Genomic DNA, 25,779 nt, shown 5'->3' with positions numbered 1-25,779 from the left:
GCGGCCTCCGCCCGACGGCGCCGCCCCGCACCGCCTGTCTTCGAGACGGGCGCACCTCGGGTCTGCACGCGGGTCGAGCATTGCCTCCGAGGGCGCTGAGGATCACACTGTCCCGCAGGAGGCGATGATGCCTGATCCGTACTGCTCGTCGATCGACCGGGATACCGCCGACCCGCGCCCGCACACGTCTCACTATCGAGGCGGTGGGAGCCTCCGCGCGCAGTGGAGAACACTGACGATCGTGCTCCTGCTGGCGGCCCTCGCCGGCCCGGCCGCCGGTGCCGCCGGGAGCGATCCCGTCGTCACCGTCGAGGAGACGGTGACGACCCCCGCTCCGGGGACGACGGTCACCACGACGCGCACGTCGACATCCGCCCCGCCCGCAGAACCGGAGGAGCCCGCCGCGGTGGACCCGGTCTGCACCGCCGCTCAGACCCTGATCGACCAGGGCCGGCCCGTCGACGCCCTCGCCCTGATCGACGCCGAGCGCACGGCACGGGGCGAGGAGGCCGCACAGCTGTGCACGGAGCAGCGCCGGGACGCCCTGCTCGCCGAGACCACGGGGCCGGAGGGACCGATCGGCGACGCCGATCGTGCATGGGAGGCCATCGTCGAGCAGTGGATAACCCCCCTGCTCGGGAGCATGCTCCTTGCCCTCGGCTGGACCGCGCTCGCCTTCGTCGTCGCGGTTCGCGTCCTCACCGCCCTGCCCTGGATGCACTCGCGGCGGCGGGACCGCGGCGCTCAGGCGGCTCTGGCGGTCGGAGCCGCGACGAGCGCGGTGGTGGCTCTCGTGCTGATCGCCGCGCTTCTCGACCAACGCGGTCGAGGTTCGCGTTTCGAGGAGGGCGGTGTCGCCGGAGAGGGAGTCGTCCAGGCGCCGTCCGTGTTCTGGATCGGGCCGGCCGTGCTCCTGGTCGTGTCCGCCGTCCTGACCGCCGCCCACCTCCTCGGGCGCCTCCGGGTCTCGCTCCTGGCGATGGACGTGCAGGGGGACGTCGACCGCTCGAAGGAGAGGACGACTCAGCTGATCGCCCTCCTCGGAAGGGTGGGCGGCAGCCCGCCGGCCGGCGTCGAGATCCCGCGAGGCAGCGACGTCACGTCGCTCGGTGACTCCATGTTGCTGCCGGCCCCGGTCGGCGCCGTGGCGAAGGCGGTGCTCGGGATCCTGGCGGCACTCGTCGGCAGGACGCCCTGGAAGGTGGCGCTCGACTACCTCGACGACGACACCGCCGCGGTCGTCGTCAGCAGGAACGGTCGGACGGTGCAGACCGCCGAGCTGTCGACGTCGGCGGGTCCGGCGGTCGGCGGCGTCTTCGCCGGGAACGACATCGAGGAGAAGCGGTCGATGCTCTGCGCCCTCGCGGCCGGGGTCGTGATCGTGGCGCTCAGCCGGGCCCATCCGGGCTTCGAGGGACTCGGAGGCGCGACCGACGGGCGGAGCGTCGGGCTGCAGTACGTCGCGACGACGACCTTCACCGACGACCACCGGACGGCGATGCTCCTGCTCGGAAGGGCCCTGCAGATCGACCCGGGGAACCGCGCCGCGGACGTGGCGCTGCAGAACCTCCTCCACCGGCGGGCGACGGACGCCGTCGAACTGCGCGCCTACCGCGACAGCCTCGCGGAGACCGCCGACTCCCTCCAGCGGGACGGTCACACCCTCTTGGCGCAACGGGTGCTCATCACCTACTTCGCCGTCCTCGTGAATCTCCACGCCGCGGCGCCCACGACCCTCCGCCCCTACGACCTCCCTCAGCGCCACCTGCAGATGGAGAAGCTCCTCGCCGAGACCGAGCGTCGGGACCGCGTCACTGAGCAGGATCCGCTCCTCCTCGCGACACGGCAGCGGTACGCGGTGCTCGTCGCGGCGGTCGAAGCCGAGTACCGCGGGATCGGGTCGGAGCCCGCGCCGGGCGGACTCGACGCGGTCGCGGCGTCGACGGCGCCGGCCGCGGGCCCGCCGACCGTATCCGCAGCGACGACGCCGACGGCGGTACCGGACCGCTCCCGCCTCGACCCTCACGGCGCCTACAACTCCGCCCTGGTCGCACTACAGAACAACGAGGACGCACTCGCGGAGTTCCTCATCCAGCCCGCCCTGACCTCGCTCGAGCTGCGCCGGTGGATCCGTCGGGACCCGGATGTGGTGCGGAACCGCGACCGGGCGGCCGTCGCTCGGATGGCAGGAGGAGGGTCACCCGCCCGACTATGGGATCTGGAGCTGTTCGCTCCGCACCGCGCTGCCTGCCGCCGCGCGGGCATCGCGACTCCTCTCGCCCTCGCCACCGTCGGGTCGGACGAGAAGACCGCTGCCGATCTGGGCCTGACGACCGCGACGCTACGCCGACTGGCGGATGCGGCGGGCGTCGCCGGTCGCCTCTGGAGCGTGGCGGCTCCCTCTCTACCCCGTCGAACGAACTTCCTGACCGTTAGAACAGACCTCGCTCAGTGGCGGGTGGATCTGGCCGAGATCGTGCTCGACGGCGACGAGCCCGACGTCGCCACGCCGAACGGGGTCGTCGAGGCTCTCAGGAAGCGGGTGCCGCGGCCCGCTGCCGAACACGAGGACTTCGCCGCCGAAGTCGGAGCGTGGCTCGTCGAGCTCGGGCTCGTCGCCTGAGGAGCGCCGACGACTCCCCGCCCGCATTGACCTCCGCCGCCGCTGAATGCCATGACGAGCCCCTGTTGGACACGGGGGTCCGGGCGGCGTGGGATGGGAGCATGCAGTACACGAATCTCGGCCGCACCGGCCTGTCCGTCTCCCGCGCCGTCCTCGGCACCATGAACTTCGGACCCGAGACCAGCGAGCCCGACTCGTTCGCGATCATGGACCGGGCGCAGGAGCTGGGCGTCAACTTCTTCGACACCGCCAACGTCTACGGCGGCGACGGGAACCGCGGCGGCACCGAGGAGATCGTCGGCCGCTGGTTCGCGCAGGGCGGCGAGCGCCGCGAGCGCACCGTGCTGGCGACCAAGGTCTACGGCGACATGGAGCAGTACGCGGCGCCCGGCGCCGAGCGCGGCCGCGACTCCTGGCCCAACGGCGGACGCCTGTCGGCCCTCAGCATCCGCCGCGCCCTCGACGACAGCCTGCGCCGCCTGCAGACCGACCACATCGACCTCTACCAGTTCCACCACGTCGACCGCTCGACGCCGTGGGACGAGATCTGGCAGGCGATGGACGTCGCCGTGCAGCAGGGCAAGGTCCTCTACGTCGGCTCGAGCAACTTCGCCGGCTGGCACATCGCGCAGGCGCAGGAGGCGGCCCGATCGCGGCACTTCACCGGACTCGCCTCGGAGCAGTCGATCTACAACCTGCTCACCCGCGACATCGAGCGCGAGGTGCTGCCGGCCGCGCTCCACTACGGGCTCGGCGTGATCCCGTGGTCGCCGCTGCAGGGCGGGCTGCTGGGCGGAGTGATCGAGAAGACGGAGTCGGGCAGCCGCCGCAATGCGGGCCGCTCCGCCGAGGCGATCGAGAAGAACCGCCCGGCGCTCGAGCAGTACGAGGCGTTCGCCCGCGAGCGCCGTGTCGCGCCCGGAGAGCTCGCGCTCGCGTGGCTCCTGCACCAGCCGGGCGTGACCGGGCCGATCACGGGCCCGCGGACCATGGAGCAGCTCGAGAGCGCGGTCGCGTCGGTCGACGTGGCGCTCGACTCCGACGACCTGGCGCGCCTCGACGAGATCTTCCCCGGACACCGTACGGCGCCCGAGGACTACGCCTGGTGACGCCGCCACTCACCCACCCACTCCCCACGAACGAAGAGGACTCATGAAGCAGCGCGCACTCGGCGACATCACCGTCGGCGCGATCGGCCTCGGCGGCATGCCGATGTCGATCGAGGGCCGCCCCGACCGCGACCGGTCGATCGCCACGATCCACGCGGCGCTCGACGCCGGCGTCACCCTGATCGACACCGCCGACGCCTACCACCTGGGCGGCGAGGACGACCTCGGACACAACGAGCTGCTGATCGCCGAGGCGCTGCGCGGCTACGGCGGCGACACCTCCGGAGTGCTCGTCGCCACGAAGGGCGGGCACCTGCGCCCCGAGCCCGGCGTGTGGACGCAGGACGGCCGTCCCGAGCACCTGAAGGAGGCGGCGCGCGCGTCCGCGCAGCGCCTCGGAGTCGAGGCGATCGGGCTGTACCAGTACCACCGGCCCGACCCCTCGGTGCCGTACGCGGACTCGATCGGAGCGCTCGTCGAGCTGCTCGACGAGGGCGTGATCGTGCGCGCCGGCATCTCGAACGCCGACCCGGCGCAGATCCGGGAGGCGCACGGGATCCTCGGTGCGCGCCTCGTCTCGGTGCAGAACCAGTTCTCGCCGTCGTTCCGCTCCAGCGAGCCGGAGCTCGAGCTCTGCGCGGAGCTGGGCATCGCGTTCCTGCCGTGGAGCCCGCTCGGCGGCATCTCGTCGGCGGCGGAGCTGGGCTCGCGCTACTCGGCGTTCGCGACCGTCGCCGAGGCGCACGGAGTCTCACCGCAGGTGGTCTGCCTGGCGTGGGAGCTGGCGATGGCGCCGATCGTGCTGCCGATCCCGGGCTCCTCGCGTCCCGAGAGCATCCGCGACTCGGCGACCGCGGCCGACCTGGAGCTGACCCCGGAGGAGCTCGCGTCGCTCGAGTGAGTGGCGGGCCTCGATACGCCCCTCCGGGGCTACTCGACCAGCAGACGGAGCCGACGCAACATCAGTGCAGAGGGGGGTCTGGCGGCTGTCAGCCGTCCGACCCCCCTCTCAGCTGAGGTTCTGCGACACCGCGGACGGCGACGGCAGCGCCGACACGAAGGCGCGGGCCGCCGCGGTCGGCCGCTCCGGAACCGCCACCATCGTGCGCCAGACGAGCAGCGGATCCTCGAGCGGCACCGCGGTCAGCGCCTCGGGCCGCTTCTCGGCGAAGTGCGCCGGCACCACCGCGACGCCCATGCCGTAGCCGACCAGGTCGAGCAGCGTGTGCACGTCGTTCACCTCGAGCTCGATCTCGAACGCCAGACCGTGCTCGGCGAACGCCTGCGCGGCCAGGTGGCTCGCGCCCCAGTGCCCCTGCAGCCCCACGATCGTCTCGCCGACGAGATCGTGTACGCGGCACACCGCGCGGTCGGCGAGCGGATGATCGGGGTGCGCCAGGACCGCGAAGCCCTCGCTCGCGAGCGGCAGGGTCCGCACGCCCGCGGGCGTCGCTCCGATGTCGGCGACCAGCGCGAGATCGAGACGGCCGGCGGCCACCGCGTCGAGCAGCGCGCCGGACCCGTCGTGCGTCAGCCGCAGCGCCACTCCCGGATGCTCGCCGCGGAACGTCGCGAGCTCGCGCGGCAGGTGCACGCCGCCCAGGCACTCCTCCGTGCCGACCGCGAGGCTCCCGCGCAGCACGCCCTGCACCGCCCGCACCGCGTCGCGCGCGGCGAGGGCGCTCGCCACCGACCGCTCCGACTCCTCGAGCATCGCCCGGCCGGCGGACGTCAGCTCCACGCGCCGGGTGCTGCGGGTGAACAGCGGACTGCCGAGCTCGCTCTCGAGCGCGCGGATGGAGGCCGAGAGCCCGGACTGCGAGATCTGCAGCGCGCTCGCGGCGCGGGTGAAGTGCTGCTCCTTCGCCACGGCGAGGAAGTGTTCGAGCTGACGCAGTTCCATGGGTCCATCTTCGCCGCGCGCGGGGGCCGGCGGGGACCGCGGGCTCAGACCGGGGCCGAGACCGCGATCACGACTCCTGTGAGGGACGAGCGGAGCCGCTCGAGGCTCTGGTCGTCGGAGTCGCCGTCGAGGAGGGACTGCTTCACCGCGCCCTCGTAGCTCGCCAGCACGAGACGGACCGCGACGGTCGGCTCCAGCGCGAACGTCCGGCCGACCTGCTGCAGCGCCGAGCCGATGATGTCGACGAGGGAGGCGTCGAAGCGCGCCCGGAACCCGCTGTAGCGCGGCGCGATCGCCGGGTCGCGCAGAGCCAGCAGCTCGAACTCGGCCTGCACCAGGCACCAGCGGCGGTCGTCGTCGAAGGGGCCGTGCAGGAAGTCGAGCACCACCGCGCCGAGCGCCTCGGCGGTCAGCGGCTCCGCGGTGCCGGCGAGCTTGGGCAGCGTGCGGCCCATCTGCTCGACGAGCCCGGCGAGGCGGGCGCCGTTCTCGCGCTCCATCAAGGCGAAGAACAGCTCTTCCTTGCTGGTGAAGTTCGAGTAGAAGGCCCCGCGGGTGAAGCCGGCCCGCTCCGACACCTGCTCGACCGAGGCCGAGTGCACGCCGGTCTCGGCGAAGACGTCGTAGGCCGCGTCGAGCAGCCGCTCGCGGGTGCGGCTGCGGCGGGAGGACTGCTCGGGAGCGTCGACCACGGTCATTCCTGGATCCTCTCCGAGAGCTGTCACGGGGCGTTGAGCGGAATCACTGTATCGGATACGTTCCTGTATCGGATACATTCGTGTATCGGGTACACCGTCGTATCGTCCTCCTCCCCTCGATCATCAGGAGACCGCGTGTCGTCGCTGCTCTACCGACTCGGGCGATGGGTCTACAAGGCCCACCGTCTCGTCGCCGTCCTCTGGCTCGCCGTCGTCGTGCTCGCGGGAGGCGGCGCCGTGCTGCTGAACCAGGGCACCGACAACAGCTTCTCGATCCCGGGCACCGAGTCGCAGACCGCGCTCGACCAGCTCGAGCGCACGTTCCCGCAGGTCAGCGGTACGTCCGCTCGCTACGTCGTCGTCGCTCCGGACGGCGGCAGCGTGGAGGACGCGGACATCACCGGGCCCGTCGGCGACGCCGTCGCCGCGCTCACCGGCATCGAGGGCGTGGCCGCGGTCACCGATCCCTACTCCGACACCGTCGAGGGCACGATCTCGGACGAGGGGAACGCCCTCGTCATCACCGCGCAGATGGAGGGGTCCGCCACCACCACCTCCGAGGAGGCCCGCGACGCCCTCCAGGCCGAGGCGACGACCCTCGAGGACGCGCTGCCCGCCGGCTCCGTCGTGTCGCTCGGCGGCGACCTCTTCTCGCAGAACCTGCCCGGAGTGACGATCACCGAGGCCATCGGCCTCATCGTCGCCCTCGTGGTCCTGGTCCTGACCTTCGGCTCGTTCCTGGCCGCCGGCATGCCGCTCGTCACCGCTCTCCTCGGCGTCGCGCTCTCGATGTCGGCCATCTTCATCGCGACCCGCTTCGCGTCGATCTCGTCGACGACTCCGCTGCTCGCCCTGATGCTCGGGCTCGCCGTTGGCATCGACTATGCCCTCTTCATCATCAGCCGCCACCAGGACCAGCTGAAGCAGGGCATGCACCCGGAGGAGTCGACCGCCCGCTCGGTCGCGACCGCCGGCTCCGCGGTGGTCTTCGCCGGCCTCACGGTGATCATCGCGCTGGTCGGCCTGTCGGTCGCGAACATCCCGTTCCTGACGACCATGGGCGTCGCCGCGGCGGGCGGAGTCGCGATCGCGGTGGTCATCGCCCTCACGCTCACTCCGGCGCTGCTCGGGTTCGCCGGCGAGCGCCTGCGCCCGAAGGAGCGCCGCGCGAAGAAGAAGGCGGCGGCCGCGAAGCAGGTCGCCGGCGCCCATGCCGACCCCGAGGTCGAGCCCGACTCGCTCCCCGCCTCTCCGGGCACCCACGTGCACGCCGAGGTGCCACGCGGCTTCTTCCGCGGCTGGGTCCGCGCCGTCACCCGGTTCCCGATCGTCACGATCATCGCCGTGATCGGCGTGCTCGGAGTCGCGAGCATCCCGGCGCTGAGCCTGCGCCTCGCACTGCCGGACGCCGGCTACCAGGCCGAGGGCACGCCCGCCCGCGAGACCTACGACCTGCTCGCCGAGAACTTCGGCGCCGGCTACAACGGCCCCCTCATCGTGACGGGCACCATCATCGGCTCGACCGACCCGCTGGGCCTGATGGCCGATCTCAAGACCGAGATCGAGGGCCTCGACGGCGTCGCCTCGGTGCCGCTGGCCACTCCCAACGAGACCGCCGACACCGGCATCATCCAGGTGATCCCCGAGGGCGGACCGGACTCGGAGGCGACCAAGGCGCTGGTCGCCGAGATCCGCGACAAGCACGACTACTTCCAGGAGGAGTACGGCGTCGACCTCGCAGTGACCGGCCAGACGGCGGTCGGCATCGACATCTCGGACACGCTCGCGAACGCCCTGCTGCCGTTCGGCATCCTGGTCGTCGGCCTCTCCCTGGTCCTGCTGACCATGGTGTTCCGCTCGCTGTGGGTGCCGCTGAAGGCGACGCTGGGCTACCTGCTGTCGGTCGGCGCGTCGTTCGGCGCGGTCGCCGCGGTCTTCGAGTGGGGCTGGTTCGCCGACGCCCTGCACGTGGACAAGACGGGCCCGATCATCAGCTTCATGCCGATCATCCTGATGGGCGTGCTGTTCGGCCTCGCGATGGACTACGAGGTCTTCCTGGTGTCGCGGATGCGCGAGGACTACGTCCACGGACGATCGGCGCGTGCCGCGGTCGAGTCGGGCTTCGTCGGCTCGGCGAAGGTCGTCACGGCGGCCGCGGTCATCATGTTCTCGGTCTTCGCGGCGTTCGTGCCCGAGGGCGACACGAACATCAAGCCGATCGCGCTGGGCCTCGCCGTGGGCGTGTTCGTCGACGCGTTCATCGTGCGGATGACGCTGGTCCCGGCGGTCCTGCACCTGCTCGGCGACCGCGCGTGGCACATGCCGCGCTGGCTCGACCGGATCCTCCCCTCCTTCGACGTGGAGGGCGAGGGCCTGACGAAGGAGCTCGCGCTCGCCGACTGGCCCGAGCCCGGAGCGACCGACGCGATCGCCGCGGACGGCCTCTCGCTCGACGGACCCGACGGCCCGCTCTACCGCGACGTCGCCGTGCGGGTGCCGGCCGGAGCCGCGCTCGTCGTGCACGGACCGCACCGCTCGGGACGCACCGCCCTGCTGCTGACGCTGGCGGGCCGGCTGGCGCCCGACTCCGGTCGCCTCAAGGTCGACGGGCTCGTGGTGCCGATCCGCTCCTCCGCGGTGCGCGGCCGGGTCGGGCTCGTGCGCCTGGCCGGAGCCGCCGATCCGATCGAGGAGGTGCGCGCGGCGCTCTCGACGCACCCGGCGCTCCTCGTGCTCGACGACGTCGACACGGTCACCGATCCGCAGCTGCGCGACGACCTGCGGGCCGAGCTCGACGGCGCCCGGGCGCACGCGCTCGAGCACGAGCGCCCGTTCACCGTCGTCGCCTCCGCCGTCGAGCCCGACGCGCTCGACGATCTCCTCCCCTCCGACCGCGACGTGCGCGCGGTCCCGACTGCGGCCGCCGGCCGCGCGATCGCAAAGGTCCTCTGACAGATGGCTCTCTTCTCCCTCGAGCGCCCCCGCGGCGCCAAGAAGGTGTCCTGGTTCACCCTCCTCGGGATCGTCCTGGTCCCCCTCGCCATCGGCGGGCTGCTCGTCTGGGCGCTGTGGGACCCGACCCAGCGCCTCGACCAGGTCACGGCCGCGGTCGTGAACGAGGACACCCCGGTCGACCTCGACGGGCAGACCGTGCCGCTCGGGCGCCAGCTCGCGGCGGGACTGGTCACTGGCGGCACCGAGGAGACGCCGACCGCGTCCCCGACTCCCGCGCCGAACGTCTCGGGCTCGGACTCGACCTCGAACTTCACCTGGGTCCTCACCGACAAGGACGACGCGGCGGAGGGACTCGCCGACGGCTCCTACGCCACTGTCGTCACCATCCCCTCGAACTTCTCGGCGGCGGCGACCTCCTACGCGGGCGACGCGGCGGCGGCGACCAAGGCCACCATCGACATCGCCACGAGCGACAAGGCGAAGCTCGTCGACGACGCGATCTCGGCGACGGTCACGAGCACCGCGACGTCCCTCCTGAACACGCAGCTCACCACCGCGTACCTCGAGAACGTCTACGTCGGCTTCAACACGCTGAACGAGCAGATCGGGCAGGCGGCCGAGGGCGCGGGCACGCTCGCCGACGGAGCGACCGAGCTCGGCACGGGGGCCTCCTCGCTCGCCGACGGCACCAGCTCGCTGGCCGACGGCATCGACGAGCTGTCGACCGGCGCATCGGCGCTGTCCGACGGAGTCGCGCAGCTGGGCACCGGGGCGACCGATCTGTCGGGCGGAGTGGCGCAGCTGGGCACCGGCGCGTCCGCGCTGTCGGGCGGAGTGACGCAGCTCGCCACCGGCGCGCGCGACTCGGCGACGGGCGCCGCGCAGCTGGGCACCGGAGCGACCGCGGTCGCCGACGGGCTCGACCAGTTGAGCGCGAGCACCGTCACGATCGGCGAGAGCACCCAGCAGATCGCGCAGCTCTCGGGCGGCGCCGCGCAGTCGACCGCGGGGACCTTCGCGGCGCTGCAGCAGGCCCTCGAGGGCTGCGCCGACCCGCAGTGCCTGGCCGCGAGCGGCATCGTCGCGAACGCGCTCACCGCCGCCGACGGTCCCGTCGCGCTGACCGCGACGGCGGCGGGGGCGACGCAGGCGCTCGATGCGGGGATCCGCGTCGGCACCCCCGAGGTGCCCTCACTCGTCACAGGTGCGCAGCAGGCCGCGGGCGGCGCCCGACAGGTCGCGACCGGAGTGACGTCGCTCTCGACCGGCCTCGAACAGCTCGCCGACGGGGCCGACCAGACCGCCGCCGGAGCAGCCCAGCTCTCGACCGGAGCCACGGCCGCCGCGACCGGAGCCGCCCAGCTGGCGACCGGCGCGACCTCGGCCGCCGACGGCGCCTCCGAGCTCGCCACCGGCGCCTCCTCGGCCGCCGACGGAGCCGACCAGCTCGCCGAGGGCGCCGTCGGAGTCTCGGACGGAGCCCTGCAGCTCGCCGACGGCACGCGGACCCTGGCCACCGGCCTGGACTCGGCCGTCGCGCAGCTGCCGACCTACACCGAGGCGGAGTCGCAGAACCTGGCCGACGTGGTCGCGGATCCCGTCGAGAACGCGAGCAGCTCCACGTCGCTGTTCGGGGCGTCCTCGGTGCCGTTCTTCACCACGATCGCCCTCTGGCTCGGCGCGCTGGCGTCGTTCCTGGTGCTCGCCGCGTTCTCGCACCGCGCGCTGACCTCGACCCGGTCCTCCGCGGCGCTCGCCCTCTCCTCCTACGCCCCGGCGCTCGGGATCGGGCTCGTGCAGGGCCTCGCCGTCGCGATCGTGATGCAGTTCGTCGCCGATCTCGACGCCGGCAGCTTCGTCGGCTTCGCCCTGCTGTCGATGCTGGTGGGTGCGTCGTTCGCCTCCGTCAACCAGGGCCTCGTCGCGCTGCTGGGCGGAGTGGGGCGCTTCCTCGCGATGCTCGCCGCGGTCATCGGGCTGGGCGCGGGCATCATCTCGACGGTGCCCGGCGTGTTCGAGGACGCCCTCAGGTTCCTGCCGCTGTCGGCCGCGCAGAACGCGCTGTCGGGCGTGGTGGAGAGCACCGGAGGCGTCGGCGGCGCGGTCGTCGGCCTCGTGCTCTGGCTGCTGTTCGGCCTGCTGCTGACGGTCGCGGCGATCGCCCGCCGCCGCGTCACCTCGGTGCGCGCCCTGGGCCGCCCCGCGGAGGCGTAGGCCCCCCGTTGCTGGTCGAGTAGCCCCGCAGGGGCGTATCGAGACCCACCCTCTCCAGCAGACGCGGATCTCGATACGGCCGCTCCGCGACCTACTCGATCAGCAAGCCCGGCGGGACTCAGGCCTCCGCGCCGTTCGCGATCTGCTCGTGGTGGTGGATGACCTCGGCGACGATGAAGCCGAGGAACTTCTCGGCGAACGCCGGATCCAGGTGCGACTCCTCCGCCAGCGACCGCAGCCGCGCGATCTGGCGCGCCTCGCGGTCGAGGTCGGCGGCCGGAAGTCCGTGCGCCGCCTTCAGCCGTCCGACCTTCTGCGTGAACTTGAAGCGCTCCGCGAGCAGGTGGATCAGGGCGGCGTCGATGTTGTCGATGCTCTGCCGGATCTGCTCGAGCTCGGCCCGGGCCTCCGACTCCTCGAGCGACGGGTTCTCGGTCATGCGTCCGACCCTAACGGACCCCGTCGACGACGAAGGCCCCCGCTCCGCGAGGAGCAGGGGCCGTCGAAGGGCGCGTCGTCAGGAGACGATCGTCAGCTCCACGGGGATGTTCCCGCGGGTCGCGTTCGAGTACGGGCACAGCGTGTGCGCCTTCTCGGTGACCTGCTGCGCCTGCTCCGGACTCGCGTTCGGCACGTGGATGTCGAGCTCGACCGCGAGGCCGAATCCGCCGTCGTCGTTCTTGCCGATCGAGACGCTCGCCGACACGGCCGCATCGGTCGTGTCGATCTTCAGCTCCCGGCCGGCGCCGTGCAGGGCGCCGAGGAAGCAGGCGGAGTACCCGGCCGCGAACAGCTGCTCGGGGTTGGTGCCGTCCCCGGAGCCGCCGAGCTCCTGGGGCGGGCGGGTGTCGAGGTCGAGGCGGTCGTCCTCGGTGCGGACGTGACCGTCGCGTCCTCCACCGGAGGCGTGGGCGATAGCGGTGTAGAGAGCTTCCATCCCCCCATCACACCACTCGTCGCCCGTGTGCGAGGTGAACGCCGGATGCACGTCCTCCCAGTGCGCGCTGCCCGCGGCCCGAGAATCCCCGGCAGGCCGAGTATCCGCCGACGATCAAGGCGCCAGGGCGTCAACCCCCTGACAGCCCCTCCCCGCGCGGTGTGGCCTGGAGGGGCACGACCGGCGAGCGCCGGTCAGAACGGAGCAAGCATGCGCGCACTCACGTGGCAGGGCGTCGAGAAGGTCTCGGTCGAGACCGTCCCCGACCCCCGCATCCAGCAGCCCACGGACGCGATCGTCCGCATCACCTCGACCGCGATCTGCGGATCGGACCTGCACCTGTACCGCCTCCTCGGGCCGTACCTCGACAAGGGCGACATCCTCGGCCACGAGCCGATGGGCGTCGTCGAGGAGGTGGGCGCCGGAGTGACCTCGCTGTCGGTCGGCGACCGCGTCGTCGTCCCCTTCAACATCGCCTGCGGCGAGTGCTTCATGTGCCGTCGCGGACTGCAGTCGCAGTGCGAGACCACGCAGGTCACCGAGTACCAGTCGGGCGCCGCGCTCTTCGGCTACACGAAGATGTACGGCCAGGTCCCGGGCGGGCAGGCGGAGTTCCTCCGCGTGCCGCTCGCCGACTACAACACCGTCAAGGTCGGCACCGACCTGCCCGACGACCGCTACCTCTTCCTCAGCGACATCGTGCCGACCGCCTGGCAGGGCGTCGACTACGCGCAGGTCCCGGAGGGAGGCACGCTGGCCGTCTACGGGCTCGGCCCGGTCGGTCAGTTCGCCGCCCGCATCGGCGTGCACAAGGGCTTCCGGGTGCTCGCGATCGACCCGGTCGCCGAGCGCCGCTCCATGGCGGCTCGCCACGGCGTCGAGGTGTTCGATCTCACGGACGACGTGGTCGCCGAGCTGCGCGACCTGACCGAGGGGCGCGGCCCCGACTCCGTCGTCGACGCGGTCGGCATGGAGGCGCACGGTTCGCCCGTCGGGTCGCTCGCGCAGTCGATGGCCGGGCTGCTGCCCGATCCGCTCGCGCGGAAGGCGATGGACACGGTCGGACTGGACCGGCTCGCCGCGATCCAGGGCGGACTCGAGCTGGTGCGCCGCGGCGGCACCGTGTCGCTCAGCGGCGTGTACGGCGGCGAGGCGGATCCGCTGCCGTTGAAGTCGATGTTCGACAAGCAGGTCACGCTCAAGATGGGCCAGTGCAACGTGAAGCGCTGGATCGACGAGCTGCTGCCGCTCGTCGAGGACCCGAGCGATCCGCTGGGCGTCATGGACCTCGTCACGCATCACGCGCCGCTCGAGGACGCGCCGGGCCTCTACGAGACGTTCCAGAAGAAGGAGGACGGCTGCATCAAGGTCGTCCTGCAGCCGTAGGGCTCCCTTTCCGCGATCAGAACGTCGGCCAGGAGTAGGGCTCAGCCACCATCGTGGCTGACAAGCACTCCTGGCCGACGTTCTGCTCGGCCACGGCTCCGAGGCCCGTTGACGCACGAAGGCGGCGCCCCCCGCGAGGGGAGCGCCGCCGACGTGAGCGACTGCCTACTTGAAGACGTCCTTGACGTCCTCGCCGACCTTCTTGGTCGAGGCGGCAGCCTGGTCCTTCTGGCCTTCGGCCTTCAGGTCCTGGTCGTTCTTGTGGTCGCCGACGGCTTCCTTCGCCTTGCCGGCGATGTCCTGAGCGGCGTTCTTGATCTTGTCATCGAGCCCCATAGGTGGTGCCTCCTTCACTGATCGTTGAGCACGACGTTAGGCATCGAAGCTCGCTACCACCTGAACAGGGGCAGGGGGTTGCGTCCCGGCCCGGGGAGGGCCAAGCTCCGCCCCTCAGGTCGCGGGAGTCGCCGTCTCGGACGCCGGAGTGTCCGACGGCGGATTCGTGGGCGTCTGCGTCGATCCGTCGTCGGCGCTGGTCGGCACCGCGCTGCCCGACTGGTTCGGCGTCTGCGCGTCACCCGTGCAGCCGGCCAGCAGGCCGACCATCAGGGCGGACGCGCCGAGCGCCCCGAGGATCCGTCGGGCGGTCACTTCTTGCTCACCGCGTCCTTGACCGCTCCGGTGACCTTCTCGACGATGTTGGGCTTGGGGTCGGTGCCGTAGAAGCGCGGGTCCGGCTGAGTGGCCGGCGGCATCGGCGCGCTGGTGGTCGGCCCGTCGTGGTAGCTGAACTCGCCCTTGCCGTCGGGGGTGGGGCCCGACGCCCAGGTGCCCTCCTTGGCGGCCTGCCCGTCCGAGAAGTTGAGGTACTGGTACGAGACCGAGCGCTCCTCGTTCGCGAGCGGGAAGTTCGAGGGCACCGGCAGGTCCTCCTTGCCCTCCGCGCGCAGCTCGGCGGCGGCCGCCATCCACTGGTTCTGGTGCATGGTGTCGCGGGCCAGGAGGAACGACATGAGGTCGCGCACGCCGTGGTCGTCGGTCATGTGGTACAGCCGCGCCACCTGGAGGCGGCCCTGCATCTCGGCGTTCGCGTTCGCGGTGAAGTCGGCGAGCAGGTTGCCGCTCGCGGTGATGTACGAGCCCTGCCACGGGTTGCCCATGCTGTCGACGGGGCGGGCGCCGGCGCCGGCGACGATCGCGTGCTGGATATCGGTGCCTCCGATCACCGCGGCGAGGACCGGGTCCTTCTTCATCGCGTCCTCGGACTGCTCGATCGGAGCCTTCTCGAGCAGCTGGGCGATCATCACCGCGATCATCTCCACGTGGCCGAACTCCTCGGCACCGATGCCGAACAGCAGGTCGCGGTACTTGCCGGGCTCGTGCGAGTTCCACGCCTGGAAGCCGTACTGCATGGCGACGGAGATCTCTCCGTACTGCCCGCCGAGCACCTCCTGGAACCTCCTCGCGAAGACCGCGTCGGGCTTGGAGGGCGACGCCTTGAACTGCAATTCCTGCTTGTGGAAGAACATGCTGATGGTTCCCTTTCCTCACAGATATGGGCGGGTGCGACCCCGTGTCCTCTCGACCGTAGGCAGCCCTGTTCGCGGGCCAGAAGGGGCTTGACTGCGGAGCGTTCCCGCCGCGGGACCGACGAATTGAGAGCGCTTTCCCGGCGACTCCGCAGTGCGCTCCGAGGCGCTCGACGGCAGCCCCCGTCGCACCCATTCCGGGCATCGCGGGGGCGCGATGGTAGACCTGTCCACCGCCTCAGCGCTACGCCCTTCCCGCTTCCTGGGAGCGCTGCCCAGACTGGCCACTGCCGGCGCACCGATCCCCTCGGAGCGGCCCGTCGGCACGCACACCTATTCCCCCGACTCGATCCTGGAAGGGACTGACGATGTCCACCATCGATCCCGATTCACCTCCGTTCGGCAACGGCGCGGCCAACTACGGCGCGACCGAGGCGAGCTACGACACCACGACGACCACCGGGACCACCGGCACTTCCGGGACCTCCGGCAAGGTCGACACCGCGAAGGAGGCTGTCGGCACCGCGAAGGAGCAGGCCGGCTCCGTCGCCGGCGACGCCAAGCAGGCCGCCGGTGACGTGCTCTCCACCGGCAAGCAGGAGGCGGCGAACGTCGCCCACGAGGCCAAGGTGCAGGTCAAGGACCTCCTCGACCAGAGCCGCGGCCAGCTGACCGAGCAGGCGCACGCCCAGAAGGACAACGCCGCCAAGGGCGTCCGCGCCTTCAGCGACGACCTCACCTCGCTCGCCAAGGGCGAGGGCGGGAGCAACGCCGCCACGAACCTCGTCTCGCAGCTCGCCGATCGCGCCCAGGGTGTGGCGTCGTGGCTCGAGGACCGCGAGCCCGCCGAGCTGCTGGAGGACGTCAAGTCCTTCGCCCGCCGCCGTCCGGGTGCGTTCATCCTGATCGCCGCGGCCACCGGCCTCGTCGGCGGACGCCTCCTCCGCGCGCTCACCGCCGAGGCCAAGGACGAGAAGGAGGCCACCGCCTCCACGTCGGGCCCCGAGTACAGCGCCCCCGCCGCGTCCAGCGTCGACACCGCGTACGTCGACAGCCCCTTCGTCGACGACACCTACACGGGCACCACCGGCAGCAGCTCGCTCGAGCGCGACCACCTGCCCACCGAGCCGGTCGCCGACCCGCTGAGCACGCCGCCGACCTCGACGGGCTACGACACCTTCCCCGGTGGGAGCAGGCCATGACCGACTCCACCGGAGCGCATCGCGCCGGGTTCGGCGAGCCGACCCCCGACGAACGCGCCGCGACCACCTCGCTGGGCGAGCTGCTCGGCGAAGTGTCCCGCGACCTCTCCACGCTGATCCGCCAGGAGATGGCGCTCGCGAAGGCCGAGATCAAGGAGTCCGCCGGCAAGGCGGGCAAGGGCGCAGGACTGCTCGGAGGCGCCGGTTACGCCGGCGCGATGGCCGTGCTGTTCCTCTCGATCGCCCTCTGGTGGGGCCTGGGTCACCTGATCGACAACGGCTGGTCGGCCGTCGTCGTCGCCGTGATCTGGGGCGTCATCGCCGCGATCCTCTACTCCGTCGGGCGCAAGAGCCTCAAGCAGGTGGAGGGCGCACCCGAGACGGTCGACTCCCTCAAGAAGATTCCCGAATCACTCAAGCCGAACGGGGCAGGACGATGACGTACGACGCAGCACAGAACAAGACCGCGGACGAGATCCGCGCCGACATCGAGCGCACCCGCGGCGAGCTGGGCACGGATGTGGACGCGCTGGCCGAGAAGGTCAGCCCGCACGCCATCGCGCAGCGCCAGACCGACAAGGTCAAGAACGCTGTCGGCTCGGTCCGCGACCGGGTGATGGGCACCGTGCACGACGCGACCGACTCGGTCTCGGGCTCGGTCTCCGGAGCGGGCGACTCCGTCAAGGGCGCCGCCGGCTCGGTCAAGGGCAAGGCCGAGGGCAATCCGCTCGCCGTCGGCCTGATCGCGCTGGGTGCGGGACTGCTCGTCGCCTCCCTCATCCCGGCGTCCAGCGCCGAGAAGCAGGCGGCGTCGAAGGTCAAGGACTCGGCCCAGCCGGTCGTCGACAAGGTCACCGACGCGGCGAAGGAGGCGGCGAGCGAGCTCCAGGAGCCTGCGCAGCAGGCCTTCGCGTCCGTCAAGGAGACCGCGACCGACGCCGCCGCGAACGTCAAGGACGCCGGCACGTCCGCGACCGAGGACGTCAAGGACTCGGCCCGCGAGGCCAAGCACGCGGTGCAGGAGAACGGACAGGCGTAGCCTCTCCCCTCACAGACGAAGAAGGGCGGTGGATCCTCGGATCCGCCGCCCTTCTTCGTTCTCTCAGCCCCGCAGCGGAGCCGATCCCGCCTTCGTGGTCCGCTCGGCGAGTCCGGCGAGCAATTCCCGGAACGCGTCCTCGGCCGTCCGCGTCGGTTCCCACCCGAGCACCTCGCGCGCCCGCTCGGTCGACATCACCGGCACATTCGTCGCGATGTCGATCCATCCCGCGTCCGTGCGCTGCAGGCGCAGGTGCCAGGTGGCGGTGACGAGCGAGCGGATCAGACCCGTCGGCGCCGGGATCCAGCGCGCGCCGACGAGGTCCGCGATCCGCTGCGGTGTGAGCACCGGCTCGGCCGCGATGTTGAACGCGCCGCCCGCCCGGCGGTCGATCGCCCGCCAGAAGGCGTCGGCGACGTCGTCCGCGTGCACCGCCTGGAAGATCATCGTGCGCGGCAGCGGCAGCACCGGCGGCCGGATCGCTCCGAGCCACCGCGTCGGGTAGCGCGGCCCCGCGAAGAGCCCCGCGATCTCGGTCGCCGCCGCCTTCTGGAACACCAGCCCGGGCCGCAGCCGCGTGACGACGATCTCCGGATGCTCCGCCTCGAACACGTCGAGCGCCCGCTCGTTCGCCGCCTTGTGCACGCTGTAGGTCGAGGTGTGCAGTCCGCCCGTGGGCCAGCTCTCGTCGACCCGGTCCGACTTCGGCGCCGCGCTGTAGGCGCCGACGGAGGAGGCCACCGCCACCTGCCCGACCCCGCTCGCGGCCGCCGCCTCGAGCACCTTCGCCGTGCCTCCGACGTCGACGAGGCGCTGGAACGCCGGATCGTGGCTGGGCTGGAGCGCCCACGCCAGGTGCACGACCGCGTCGACGCCCGCGAAGGCCTCGCGCAGGAGCCGCTGCGCCGCACTCGACGCGACGTCGATCTCCTTCCACGTCGCTCCCCGGTACTCGGAGGAGTCGGGGCGGGGCGCCCGGCGCGCGATGCCGACGACCTCGACCGACTCCTCCCCCTCGAGCCTGCGCAGCAGCGCCGTGCCCAGGTTGCCCGTCGCTCCGACGATCGCGATCCGCATGTCGATGTCCTCCCCCGGCCGGCAGGCGCCGCCGTGGTTCGAGGCTAGGCAGTGGTGCAGGGGTGACGCGGCGGCTTGACAGGGTGCGCCCGTCGGCGACGAGGTAGTCGCCCGCGTGTCTGACGCGCTCTCTTCCTGCTGCGCCGCCGAGACCAGCGCTGGGACGCTTCGAGCGGGATCCGGTGGAGAGCCATGAACATGGGCGCCTCGGCCGTGACCTCCCGATGAAGCGCGCTACGGAGTGGTCGACCGAGAAGGGCACGCAGACGCCACCAGTCCGATCGGTCGTCGGCGAACGCTGTCGTGACCTACCGCTCGAGGACGGTGAACTGACGATTCCGACCGACCTGGTTCCACTGTCTCCGGATGACAAAGGCCTCCTGGCGCACTTCATCCGCGTAGAGCTGTAACGGGCCTATGTCCTCGTCGAGGATCCAGCCCCTGCGCCGCAGCCATTCAGCCGCATGCGCGCCCCCGAGAGATACTCCGCGATGAGGCTTTCACAGGACCACCTTGTTCGAACCCGGACGGAGAACAGAGGTGACCGACCTCGCAGGTCGCCGTCGAGCTCGCCGCTCTCTCGCCCGATCTCGTCGAGGGGTCGTGCTGATCGGCCCCGTGGTGGATCCGGAACGCCCCGGAGCCGTCCGGCAGGGCCTCGCGCTTGACGACGACGCACTCCGCGACACCTCCCACGAGCACCTACCTCCCGGGTCAGGGCCCGACCGCCGCATCACTTGCGGCTCTCCGGTCATGCCCTCCGACCATCACCCGCATGCCGCCTGTGCAGGGGCGGATAGACTTCACAGGAACGGCGTCCCGTACATGGTGGAGCGTACGGGACGCGTCTCCTCCCAGCCCCCGAGGACGCAGACGCTCCTTGCTTCGGAGGGCCGTTCCATGCCCGAGAGCCGATACGTCGCAGCCCTCCGCAGCGCTGCCGAGGCCCAGGACTGGAGTCGCACCCTCGAACTCCTCGAGGCGTACTGGCCGCGTCTCGTGCACGTCCGCCAGGCCGAGCTGCTGGGGATCCTCGAGCTGATCCCGGAGAGCGTCCTGGACGAGCGCCCGCGGTGGATCCGGGCACGGGACTTCGTCCGCAGCCGCTCGAGCACCGCACCACCGGACGACGACGATCCTCACGGGCTCCCGGCCCTCACCTCCCGGATCATCGAGCTCCGGCACGCGGGCCGAGCCGCGGAGGCGCTTCCGCTCCTCGCGCAAGGCCGGAGCCTGGAGAACGCGACCTCGCAGGTCGAGACGTCCGGCGAGCGCTCCGAACGGCTCTACCAGTGGGCTCGCGCTCTCGAGGACATCGGCGAGACGAGCGACGCGCTCGACCTCTACGAGGACGCGGCCCTCGCGTCGGGGTCCGCACCGTCCGGCCGGATGCGCTCGCTCGCGGGCGGCGCCGCCGCCCTCCTCGCCGCTTTCCACGGCGAGCGGGCCCGAGCTCAGCGCTCTCTCGACGAATTCTGCGGGGGCGAGGAGGAGCCGCTCGGCGGCGGCGCCTCCGCGGCTCTCGCCCGGGTGCTCCTGCGCTTCGACGTCCTCGACCGCGAGGGGGCTCGCCGACTCGTCGCCGGGATCGATCCGACCACCGTCAGGCACCGCTGGGCGCACTACTTCCACGTCCGCGCGATCGTGGAGTGGGAGCAGCGATCGCGCGTTCTCGGAGCCGAGCTGGACACGCAGCTGAAGTCGCGACCGCTCTCGACGCTCTCCGTGATCGATGCCGGTTCCGTGCGGATCACGCGCTACCTCCTGCATGCCGCCGATGCTCGGACCCGTCGCGCAGCGGACGCACTGGGTTCCTCGACGTCGATGAGCACGATCCTCGACCACTTCATCACAGCCCTCAGGGCGTCCGTCCACACCCGCGAGGGACGCACCGCCGACGCCCGCCACCTCCTCGCCCGCCTCCGCACCGCCCGGCTCGCTCCCCGCGCCGAACTCCTGGCGCTCGTCGTCGGACCGGACCGCTCCCCCGATGACCTCGAGCGCATCGCCGCCCTTGCGGCCGAGCACGGCCTGTACTGGCTCCTCACTGTGCTCCCCGAGCAGGATCGGAGCGCGGTCTCGGCGCTGCTCGCCCAGCACGAGCCGTTCATCGCCCCCGCGAGCGCCATCGAGCCGACTAGAGCCCTCTCTCCCCCGCTGCTGACCCCCCGGGAACAGGACGTCGCCCAGCGCGCCGCCCTCGGGGAATCGACCGCCGACATCGCCTCCGCCCTGCACGTGAGCCCCAACACGGTGAAGACCCAGCTCCGCAGCGTCTACCGCAAGCTCGGCGTCTCCACCCGCGACGAGCTCTTCGCCGCGCTGCACTGACGGGCGCCCTGGTCGGCGAGCCGGCGCTGCCGACCGGGACGACGGAACGCACCCGGCGACGACGCGGGCCGACGACCCCTAGCCCAGCCACCGCCCCCGCGCATCCCCGCGCGCAGCATCCGCACGCTCCCTAGCCTGGGACGCATGCCCCACCGCGATCCCGCCGTCCACCACGAGGTCGACGGCGTGCAGCTGCGCTCCTACGCCGTCGGCCCGCTCGACGCGCCCCGGACCTTCGTGCTCCTGCACGGCATCGGGATGTCGCACCGCACGTTCTCGCGCCTGGTCGCTCCGCTTCGGCGGCACGGCCGGGTGGTCGCCGTCGACCTCGCGGGCTTCGGCGCCAACCGCTCGCCGAGGCGGCGGGTCGGCATCGCCGATCACGCCCGGTTCGTGGCACGGGTGCTCGAGGACCGCGGCGTCACCCGCGCGATCGCCGTCGGCCACTCGATGGGCACGCAGGTCGCGGTCGAGCTGGCCGCACTCGTCCCCGACGTCGTCGAGGGGGTCGTCCTCATCGGCCCCGTCGTCGATCCGCAGCGCCCCGGAGCCGTCCGGCAGGGCCTCGCGCTCGCCCGCGACTGCCTCGGCGAGCCGATCGGAGTCGACGCGCTGGTCTTCGTCGACTACCTGCGCGGAGGCATCGGCTGGTACCTGCGGCAGCTCCCGGAAATGCTGCACCACCCGATCGTCGAGCGGGCGGCCGTGCTCGCGCAGCCGGTGCTGATCGTCCGCGGCTACGACGACCCGATCGGCACGCGCGACTGGTGCACGCGGCTCGCCGACGCCTGCTCGGACGCCCGGGTGATCGAGCTCGGTCGCTCCCGCCACGTGGTCCCGCGCACCGAGCCCGAGGAGCTGGCCCGCGAGCTGGGGCGCTTCGCCGCCGCGATCGGGACGCCCACCGCGGCTCCCGGCGAGACGACCGCCGAGGCCTCCCCCGAGACGGCCCCCGTCGTCGAGGCCGTGCGGTGAAGCGGATCCTGCGCGACGGCCTCTGGTGGATCCAGGACTACGCCTACGCCGTGGCCTGGCAGGTGCGCGGCGTCGTCTCCCGCCGTGCCCCCGACGACTACCTCGACGGCGACCGTCGGCCCGTGCTCGTCCTGCCCGGGATCTGGGAGACGTGGTCCTTCCTCCGCCCGATCATCGACCCGCTGCACGAGCGGGGGCATCCGCTGCACGTGCTCGACGACCTGGGCCGCAACGGCCGCCCGGTCGCCCGCACGGCGGAGGACGTCGCCGCCTACCTGGAGCGCCACGACCTGCGCGACGTGGTGATCGTCGCCCACAGCAAGGGCGGGCTGATCGGCAAGTACGTCATGACCGAGCTCGACCCCGACGGCCGGGTCGACCGCATGGTCGCGGTCTCGACCCCGTTCGGCGGCTCGCGCTACGCGCCCTACCTCGTGCTGAAGAGCCTCCGCTCGTTCTCGCCGCGCGACGCCACGACGCTGCTGCTGGCCAGCCGGGCGGGAGCGAACGCACGCATCACCTCGGTCTTCGGCGTCTTCGACCCGCACATCCCCGAGGGCAGCATGCTCGAGGGCGCGGTCAATGTGCGGATCGAGACCGGCGGTCACTTCCGGATCCTCGGGAACCCCGAGACGCTCGCGGCCGTGATCGCCGCGGTGTCGGCCGAGGAGCGCGCCTGAGCGCCTACTCCTTCGCCGCCGACCGCCCCACGAAGTGCACGGAGCGGCGTCGCTCCGCCTCCTCGCGCACCTCCAGGTGCCGCACGACGAAGGCGCCGGCGAGGAACGCGTAGCCCACACCCGACGCGACTCCGGCGGTGATCGAGAGCACCTGGAGCAGCAGCGCCAGCGTCGGCGACGACCCCTGGTACGGCCCCCAGACGAACGGCGCGACGTCGATCAGCAGGATGCGCAGCGCTACGGCGACGAGGCCGATGACGAGCATCGCGCGCGAGGACAGCGTCGGGATCATGGGTCTCCTCCGGTCATCGTCCCAGTCTCGTCCGCGCGCCGGGAGGAGTCGAGGGCCCTGTAGCGCGCGCTCCTCACCGGTCGCAAACCCCTACCCGTCCGGGGGCACCGAGCGGATGCTGGTGGCATGGCTCCTGCGCGCACGACCGGACCGACCGAGCTCCTCCTGGTGCGCCACGGCGAGAGCGTCGCCAACGTCGCCGCCAGCGCGGCCGAGGCCGAGGGTGCTCTCGAGATCGCGGTCGACCGGCGCGACGCCGACGTCGAGCTGTCCGAAGCCGGGCAGGAGCAGGCCCACGCGCTCGGACGCTGGCTCGGCGGGGAGGCGGCCCTGGTCTCGGCCTGGAGCTCGCCCTTCCTCCGCGCCTCGTCGACCGCGCACCTGGCCCTCGCCGAGGCCGGCCTCGACCTGCCGCTCCGGATCGACGAGCGCCTCCGCGACCGCGACCTCGGCATCGCCGACCGGCTGACCACCTCCGGGTTCCGCGCCCGCTACCCCGACGAGGCGGCGCGGAGGGAATGGCACGGCAAGTTCTACTACCGGCCGCCGGGCGGCGAGTCCTGGACCGACCTGGCGCTCCGGATGCGCTCCTTCCTCGACCACCTCGCCGCCGTTGCGCCGCCCGGACCCGCGGTGCTGTTCTGCCACGACGCCGTCGTGCTCATCACCCGCTACGTCTGCGAGGGGCTGTCCGAGCGCGAGCTCCTCGACATCGGCGCCTCCACCCCCGTGGCCAACGCGTCGGTGACGCGCCTGATCCGAGGCGACGACGGCTGGAGCGTCGAGCGCTTCTCGAGCACCGAGCACCTGGAGCGGACCGGCGCGCCGGTCACCCGGCACGACGACCGTGACGAAGGAGAGGGAGACCCGCATGAGTGAGGTCATCGACCGCGCACTGCTCGAGGGGCGCTGGCCGCTGCCCGAGCCCGGAGGATCCAAGCACGCCCGCGGAGACGTGGTCGTCGTCGGCGGCGCCAGGAAGACCCCCGGCGCCGCCCTGCTCGCGGGGATCTCGGCGCTGCGGGTCGGCGCGGGCCGCATCACGCTCTGCGTCGCCGAGTCCGTCGCCTCGGCCACCGCGGTGGCGCTCCCCGAGTGCGGCGTCGTCCCGCTGCAGGAGTCGCGGACCGGATCGATCACCGGCCGCGGGCTCGAGGCGCTCGAGGGCGAGCTCGCCTCGGCCGACGTCGCCCTGGTCGGACTGGGCCTGGACGACCCGAAGGCGACCGCCGCGACGCTGCGGGCCCTCGCTCCGCTGCTGCGGGACGTGCCCGCCGTGCACCTGGACGCGTTCCCGCTCGGCGTCCTGCCGGGCCAGAAGCGGGTCGCCCGCTCGCTCGCGGGACGGCTCCTGATGACTCCGAACACGGCCGAAGCCGAGCGGCTGCTCGGAGCGGAGATCGACGACGTCGAGACGGCCGCCGTCGCGATCGCGCGCCGCTACGAGGCGGTCGTGAGCCTGTTCAACGTCGTCGCGAGCCCGGACGGCGTGCTCGTGCACGCCGAGGGCGAGCACCCGGGCCTCGCGACGGCCGGGAGCGGCGACGTGCTCGCCGGCGCGACCGCGGGACTTCGCGCGCGAGGCCTTGACGGCGCCGGCGCGGCGGCCTGGGCGGTGCACCTGCACACCGAGGCCGACTCCCGCCTCACCGAGCGGATCGGCGCGGCCGGCTACCTGGCGCGCGAGATCCCCGCCGAGTTCCCGCCCCTGCTGCGCCCCTGAGCCACCCCCTCCGAGACATCGCGGATCTCGATACGGCCGCTGCGCGCCCTACTCGATCAGCGAGGGCGACCGCTCAGAGCGCGACGTCCGCGACCGAGAACGCGACTCCCGGAGTGATCAGGATCGCCGTCTTGCGCGGCTCACCCTCGCCCTGGTTCACGATCAGCCAGCGTGACGCCTCGCCGTCGAGCGCCCGCTCCACATCGGCGCGCACCTCCGCGGCGCTCGTATCGGTCAGGCTGTACGGCGATCCGCCGTAGATGATCTCGACACGCTTCACAGGATGGGCTCCTCGCTCGGGCGACTGCTTCCGTGCGGTTCCTCGCTGATGCGCAGACCGTGTGCGGTGTGCGAATCGGCCAGCAGCTGACGGATCCAGTCGGGGTTGATCGAGGGCGCGCGGCCCCCGTGGTACTTGAAGCGCAGCGGGATCGCGGGGTGCAGCCAGATCGAGGTGCGCCCGTCGCCGACCGCCTGAGAGTCCTTCCACGAGAAGTAGAAGGACTCGTTGCGCGACAGCTTCGAGCCGATGACGATCTGCAGGTGCGCCAGCAGGCGGTCGTCGAAGTCGGCCTCCAGAGTGGAGTCGTAGATCAGTCGGCCCATCAGGGCACTCTCCGTTCGGGCCGCGATGCTCGGCGGGGGCCGGGTGACGCCGGGGCAGCGCTCCCGCTCCGGTACTCGCGGCAGGAGCCGATCCTACCGAGACGTCCTCGTGCGGCCACCTCAGCGGACCTCGTCGTCGTCGAACCCGGTGAAGTCCAGGTCGGGCAGGTGCAGCGCGCTCTCGGAGTCCGCCGGCTCGGCGACCGGGTGCGAGACGCCCAGCCGCCCCGCCTCGCGCGTCATCCGCGCCACGAGCTCCTCGTCCACGATCTCCTCGGCGTCGCTCTCCTCCGGCTCGCTGAGGAGCTGGCTGGCGGGGCCGATGAGCAGTGCCGCAGTGCCGAGCCCGCCGTCCTCGCGCCGGACGGGGATCTCGACCGCCGCGGATCCCCTCCCCAGCGCGAGCGCCTCGGCGTAGTGCACCAGCGACCGCGCGATGGCGCTGCCGGTCAGCACCGAGCTGCCCGCGTAGTGGATCCGTTCCATGGCCTCTTCCTACT

The 25,779-nt window shown here is 72.2% G+C and carries 26 protein-coding genes; 14 read left to right on the top strand and 12 right to left on the bottom strand.

Annotation, left to right across the window (positions count from 1 at the left end; genetic code table 11):
* Positions 1–241: 241 nt before the first annotated feature.
* The 3 genes from ASF48_RS17005 to ASF48_RS16995 all read left to right on the top strand — a co-directional run bounded on the left by ASF48_RS17005 (position 242) and on the right by ASF48_RS16995 (position 4,633).
* On the top strand, positions 242–2,623 hold the full coding sequence (locus ASF48_RS17005) for a hypothetical protein (protein WP_055794265.1): 2,382 nt from the start codon (positions 242–244) through the stop codon (positions 2,621–2,623).
* Positions 2,624–2,724: 101 nt separating this feature from the next.
* Positions 2,725–3,732, top strand: a complete 1,008-nt coding sequence (locus tag ASF48_RS17000; protein WP_055794263.1) for an aldo/keto reductase — start codon at positions 2,725–2,727, stop codon at positions 3,730–3,732.
* A 43-nt stretch (positions 3,733–3,775) separates the two neighbouring features.
* Positions 3,776–4,633, top strand: a complete 858-nt coding sequence (locus ASF48_RS16995; protein ID WP_055794262.1) for an aldo/keto reductase — start codon at positions 3,776–3,778, stop codon at positions 4,631–4,633.
* A gap of 108 nt (positions 4,634–4,741) precedes the next feature.
* Here ASF48_RS16995 and ASF48_RS16990 read toward each other — a convergent pair whose 3' ends face one another.
* Both ASF48_RS16990 and ASF48_RS16985 read right to left on the bottom strand, forming a co-directional pair.
* Positions 4,742–5,635 carry a LysR family transcriptional regulator gene (locus ASF48_RS16990; protein ID WP_055794260.1) on the bottom strand — a complete coding sequence of 298 codons (894 nt, stop codon included), beginning with the start codon at positions 5,633–5,635 and terminating at the stop codon, positions 4,742–4,744.
* Positions 5,636–5,679: 44 nt separating this feature from the next.
* Positions 5,680–6,333 (bottom strand): TetR/AcrR family transcriptional regulator, encoded by a 654-nt coding sequence (locus ASF48_RS16985; RefSeq protein WP_055794258.1) that lies wholly within the window; start codon positions 6,331–6,333, stop codon positions 5,680–5,682.
* A gap of 135 nt (positions 6,334–6,468) precedes the next feature.
* Between ASF48_RS16985 and ASF48_RS16980 the strand changes: the two genes are divergently transcribed.
* Complete coding sequence (locus ASF48_RS16980) at positions 6,469–9,285, top strand: MMPL family transporter (RefSeq protein WP_082481670.1); 2,817 nt, start codon at positions 6,469–6,471, stop codon at positions 9,283–9,285.
* A gap of 3 nt (positions 9,286–9,288) precedes the next feature.
* Positions 9,289–11,502: a YhgE/Pip domain-containing protein gene (locus tag ASF48_RS16975; protein ID WP_055794256.1), complete on the top strand. Its 2,214-nt coding sequence runs from the start codon at positions 9,289–9,291 to the stop codon at positions 11,500–11,502.
* 118 nt (positions 11,503–11,620) lie between these two features.
* Here the strand turns inward: ASF48_RS16975 and ASF48_RS16970 are convergent, their stop codons facing one another.
* Together ASF48_RS16970 and ASF48_RS16965 are read right to left on the bottom strand one after the other, a co-directional pair.
* Positions 11,621–11,941, bottom strand: a complete 321-nt coding sequence (locus ASF48_RS16970; protein ID WP_055794255.1) for a chorismate mutase — start codon at positions 11,939–11,941, stop codon at positions 11,621–11,623.
* Positions 11,942–12,019: 78 nt separating this feature from the next.
* Entirely contained in the window at positions 12,020–12,439 is a 420-nt protein-coding gene (locus ASF48_RS16965; RefSeq protein ID WP_055794253.1) for an organic hydroperoxide resistance protein, read from the bottom strand.
* A 210-nt stretch (positions 12,440–12,649) separates the two neighbouring features.
* Here ASF48_RS16965 and ASF48_RS16960 point away from each other — a divergent pair, with 210 nt between their 5' ends.
* Entirely contained in the window at positions 12,650–13,825 is a 1,176-nt protein-coding gene (locus ASF48_RS16960) for a zinc-dependent alcohol dehydrogenase (protein WP_055794251.1), read from the top strand.
* 165 nt (positions 13,826–13,990) lie between these two features.
* Here the strand turns inward: ASF48_RS16960 and ASF48_RS16955 are convergent, their stop codons facing one another.
* From ASF48_RS16955 to ASF48_RS16945, 3 genes are all read right to left on the bottom strand, one after another.
* Entirely contained in the window at positions 13,991–14,161 is a 171-nt protein-coding gene (locus tag ASF48_RS16955; protein ID WP_055794249.1) for a CsbD family protein, read from the bottom strand.
* 114 nt (positions 14,162–14,275) lie between these two features.
* Positions 14,276–14,476: a hypothetical protein gene (locus ASF48_RS16950; RefSeq protein ID WP_055794248.1), complete on the bottom strand. Its 201-nt coding sequence runs from the start codon at positions 14,474–14,476 to the stop codon at positions 14,276–14,278.
* On the bottom strand, positions 14,473–15,354 hold the full coding sequence (locus tag ASF48_RS16945; RefSeq protein ID WP_055794246.1) for a manganese catalase family protein: 882 nt from the start codon (positions 15,352–15,354) through the stop codon (positions 14,473–14,475). The genes ASF48_RS16950 and ASF48_RS16945 overlap by 4 nt, the downstream gene beginning before the upstream one ends.
* Positions 15,355–15,722: 368 nt before the next feature.
* On the opposite strand from ASF48_RS16945, the gene ASF48_RS16940 reads away from it, so the two are divergent.
* Genes ASF48_RS16940 through ASF48_RS16930 form a run of 3 tightly spaced genes read left to right on the top strand, consistent with a single transcriptional unit; the run spans position 15,723 to position 17,595 of the window.
* Positions 15,723–16,556 carry a hypothetical protein gene (locus ASF48_RS16940; RefSeq protein ID WP_055794244.1) on the top strand — a complete coding sequence of 278 codons (834 nt, stop codon included), beginning with the start codon at positions 15,723–15,725 and terminating at the stop codon, positions 16,554–16,556.
* Positions 16,553–16,996, top strand: coding sequence for a phage holin family protein (locus ASF48_RS16935; RefSeq protein ID WP_055794243.1), 444 nt, complete (start codon positions 16,553–16,555; stop codon positions 16,994–16,996). Before ASF48_RS16940 ends, ASF48_RS16935 begins: the two co-directional genes overlap by 4 nt.
* Positions 16,993–17,595, top strand: coding sequence for a DUF3618 domain-containing protein (locus ASF48_RS16930; protein WP_055794241.1), 603 nt, complete (start codon positions 16,993–16,995; stop codon positions 17,593–17,595). Before ASF48_RS16935 ends, ASF48_RS16930 begins: the two co-directional genes overlap by 4 nt.
* Before the next feature lie 63 nt (positions 17,596–17,658).
* Here the strand turns inward: ASF48_RS16930 and ASF48_RS16925 are convergent, their stop codons facing one another.
* Positions 17,659–18,672: an NAD-dependent epimerase/dehydratase family protein gene (locus ASF48_RS16925; protein ID WP_055794239.1), complete on the bottom strand. Its 1,014-nt coding sequence runs from the start codon at positions 18,670–18,672 to the stop codon at positions 17,659–17,661.
* A 900-nt stretch (positions 18,673–19,572) separates the two neighbouring features.
* Here ASF48_RS16925 and ASF48_RS16920 point away from each other — a divergent pair.
* From ASF48_RS16920 to ASF48_RS16910, 3 genes are all read left to right on the top strand, one after another.
* On the top strand, positions 19,573–21,003 hold the full coding sequence (locus tag ASF48_RS16920) for a helix-turn-helix transcriptional regulator (protein WP_055794237.1): 1,431 nt from the start codon (positions 19,573–19,575) through the stop codon (positions 21,001–21,003).
* A gap of 144 nt (positions 21,004–21,147) precedes the next feature.
* Entirely contained in the window at positions 21,148–21,978 is an 831-nt protein-coding gene (locus tag ASF48_RS16915; RefSeq protein ID WP_055794236.1) for an alpha/beta fold hydrolase, read from the top strand.
* Positions 21,975–22,658: an esterase/lipase family protein gene (locus ASF48_RS16910; protein ID WP_055794234.1), complete on the top strand. Its 684-nt coding sequence runs from the start codon at positions 21,975–21,977 to the stop codon at positions 22,656–22,658. The genes ASF48_RS16915 and ASF48_RS16910 overlap by 4 nt, the downstream gene beginning before the upstream one ends.
* Before the next feature lie 4 nt (positions 22,659–22,662).
* On the opposite strand, the gene ASF48_RS16905 is transcribed toward ASF48_RS16910, so the two are convergent.
* Positions 22,663–22,950 (bottom strand): hypothetical protein, encoded by a 288-nt coding sequence (locus ASF48_RS16905; RefSeq protein WP_055794232.1) that lies wholly within the window; start codon positions 22,948–22,950, stop codon positions 22,663–22,665.
* Between the two features lie 126 nt (positions 22,951–23,076).
* On the opposite strand from ASF48_RS16905, the gene ASF48_RS16900 reads away from it, so the two are divergent.
* Both ASF48_RS16900 and ASF48_RS16895 read left to right on the top strand, forming a co-directional pair.
* Positions 23,077–23,829, top strand: coding sequence for a histidine phosphatase family protein (locus ASF48_RS16900; protein WP_055794230.1), 753 nt, complete (start codon positions 23,077–23,079; stop codon positions 23,827–23,829).
* Complete coding sequence (locus ASF48_RS16895) at positions 23,822–24,673, top strand: ADP-dependent NAD(P)H-hydrate dehydratase (RefSeq protein WP_055794228.1); 852 nt, start codon at positions 23,822–23,824, stop codon at positions 24,671–24,673. Before ASF48_RS16900 ends, ASF48_RS16895 begins: the two co-directional genes overlap by 8 nt.
* Positions 24,674–24,746: 73 nt before the next feature.
* Here ASF48_RS16895 and ASF48_RS16890 read toward each other — a convergent pair whose 3' ends face one another.
* From ASF48_RS16890 to ASF48_RS16880, 3 genes are all read right to left on the bottom strand, one after another.
* Positions 24,747–24,953 (bottom strand): hypothetical protein, encoded by a 207-nt coding sequence (locus tag ASF48_RS16890; protein WP_055794225.1) that lies wholly within the window; start codon positions 24,951–24,953, stop codon positions 24,747–24,749.
* The gene (locus ASF48_RS16885) at positions 24,950–25,279 is read right to left on the bottom strand and encodes a DUF7882 family protein (protein ID WP_055794224.1); all 330 of its coding nucleotides are present in this window, start codon (positions 25,277–25,279) and stop codon (positions 24,950–24,952) included. The genes ASF48_RS16890 and ASF48_RS16885 overlap by 4 nt, the downstream gene beginning before the upstream one ends.
* A gap of 120 nt (positions 25,280–25,399) precedes the next feature.
* The gene (locus ASF48_RS16880) at positions 25,400–25,765 is read right to left on the bottom strand and encodes a hypothetical protein (RefSeq protein WP_055794222.1); all 366 of its coding nucleotides are present in this window, start codon (positions 25,763–25,765) and stop codon (positions 25,400–25,402) included.
* Positions 25,766–25,779 lie beyond the last annotated feature (14 nt).

The sequence above is a fragment of the Rathayibacter sp. Leaf299 genome (assembly GCF_001423055.1).
Taxonomy (GTDB): Bacteria; Actinomycetota; Actinomycetes; order Actinomycetales; family Microbacteriaceae; genus Rathayibacter; species Rathayibacter caricis.
Note: the sequence above shows the minus strand (reverse complement) of the source record. Positions and strands in the feature narration are given on the sequence as shown.

Bases quoted from the DNA above. Each gene is read 5' to 3' on its own strand.
- ASF48_RS17000 (WP_055794263.1), top strand. From the start codon at position 2,725: ATGCAGTACACGAATCTCGGCCGCACCGGCCTGTCCGTCTCCCGCGCC.
- ASF48_RS16995 (WP_055794262.1), top strand. From the start codon at position 3,776: ATGAAGCAGCGCGCACTCGGCGACATCACCGTCGGCGCGATCGGCCTC.
- ASF48_RS16990 (WP_055794260.1), bottom strand. From the start codon at position 5,635: ATGGAACTGCGTCAGCTCGAACACTTCCTCGCCGTGGCGAAGGAGCAG.
- ASF48_RS16985 (WP_055794258.1), bottom strand. From the start codon at position 6,333: ATGACCGTGGTCGACGCTCCCGAGCAGTCCTCCCGCCGCAGCCGCACC.
- ASF48_RS16975 (WP_055794256.1), top strand. From the start codon at position 9,289: ATGGCTCTCTTCTCCCTCGAGCGCCCCCGCGGCGCCAAGAAGGTGTCC.
- ASF48_RS16970 (WP_055794255.1), bottom strand. From the start codon at position 11,941: ATGACCGAGAACCCGTCGCTCGAGGAGTCGGAGGCCCGGGCCGAGCTC.
- ASF48_RS16965 (WP_055794253.1), bottom strand. From the start codon at position 12,439: ATGGAAGCTCTCTACACCGCTATCGCCCACGCCTCCGGTGGAGGACGC.
- ASF48_RS16960 (WP_055794251.1), top strand. From the start codon at position 12,650: ATGCGCGCACTCACGTGGCAGGGCGTCGAGAAGGTCTCGGTCGAGACC.
- ASF48_RS16955 (WP_055794249.1), bottom strand. From the start codon at position 14,161: ATGGGGCTCGATGACAAGATCAAGAACGCCGCTCAGGACATCGCCGGC.
- ASF48_RS16945 (WP_055794246.1), bottom strand. From the start codon at position 15,354: ATGTTCTTCCACAAGCAGGAATTGCAGTTCAAGGCGTCGCCCTCCAAG.
- ASF48_RS16940 (WP_055794244.1), top strand. From the start codon at position 15,723: ATGTCCACCATCGATCCCGATTCACCTCCGTTCGGCAACGGCGCGGCC.
- ASF48_RS16935 (WP_055794243.1), top strand. From the start codon at position 16,553: ATGACCGACTCCACCGGAGCGCATCGCGCCGGGTTCGGCGAGCCGACC.
- ASF48_RS16930 (WP_055794241.1), top strand. From the start codon at position 16,993: ATGACGTACGACGCAGCACAGAACAAGACCGCGGACGAGATCCGCGCC.
- ASF48_RS16925 (WP_055794239.1), bottom strand. From the start codon at position 18,672: ATGCGGATCGCGATCGTCGGAGCGACGGGCAACCTGGGCACGGCGCTG.
- ASF48_RS16920 (WP_055794237.1), top strand. From the start codon at position 19,573: ATGCCCGAGAGCCGATACGTCGCAGCCCTCCGCAGCGCTGCCGAGGCC.
- ASF48_RS16915 (WP_055794236.1), top strand. From the start codon at position 21,148: ATGCCCCACCGCGATCCCGCCGTCCACCACGAGGTCGACGGCGTGCAG.
- ASF48_RS16905 (WP_055794232.1), bottom strand. From the start codon at position 22,950: ATGATCCCGACGCTGTCCTCGCGCGCGATGCTCGTCATCGGCCTCGTC.
- ASF48_RS16900 (WP_055794230.1), top strand. From the start codon at position 23,077: ATGGCTCCTGCGCGCACGACCGGACCGACCGAGCTCCTCCTGGTGCGC.
- ASF48_RS16895 (WP_055794228.1), top strand. From the start codon at position 23,822: ATGAGTGAGGTCATCGACCGCGCACTGCTCGAGGGGCGCTGGCCGCTG.
- ASF48_RS16885 (WP_055794224.1), bottom strand. From the start codon at position 25,279: ATGGGCCGACTGATCTACGACTCCACTCTGGAGGCCGACTTCGACGAC.
- ASF48_RS16880 (WP_055794222.1), bottom strand. From the start codon at position 25,765: ATGGAACGGATCCACTACGCGGGCAGCTCGGTGCTGACCGGCAGCGCC.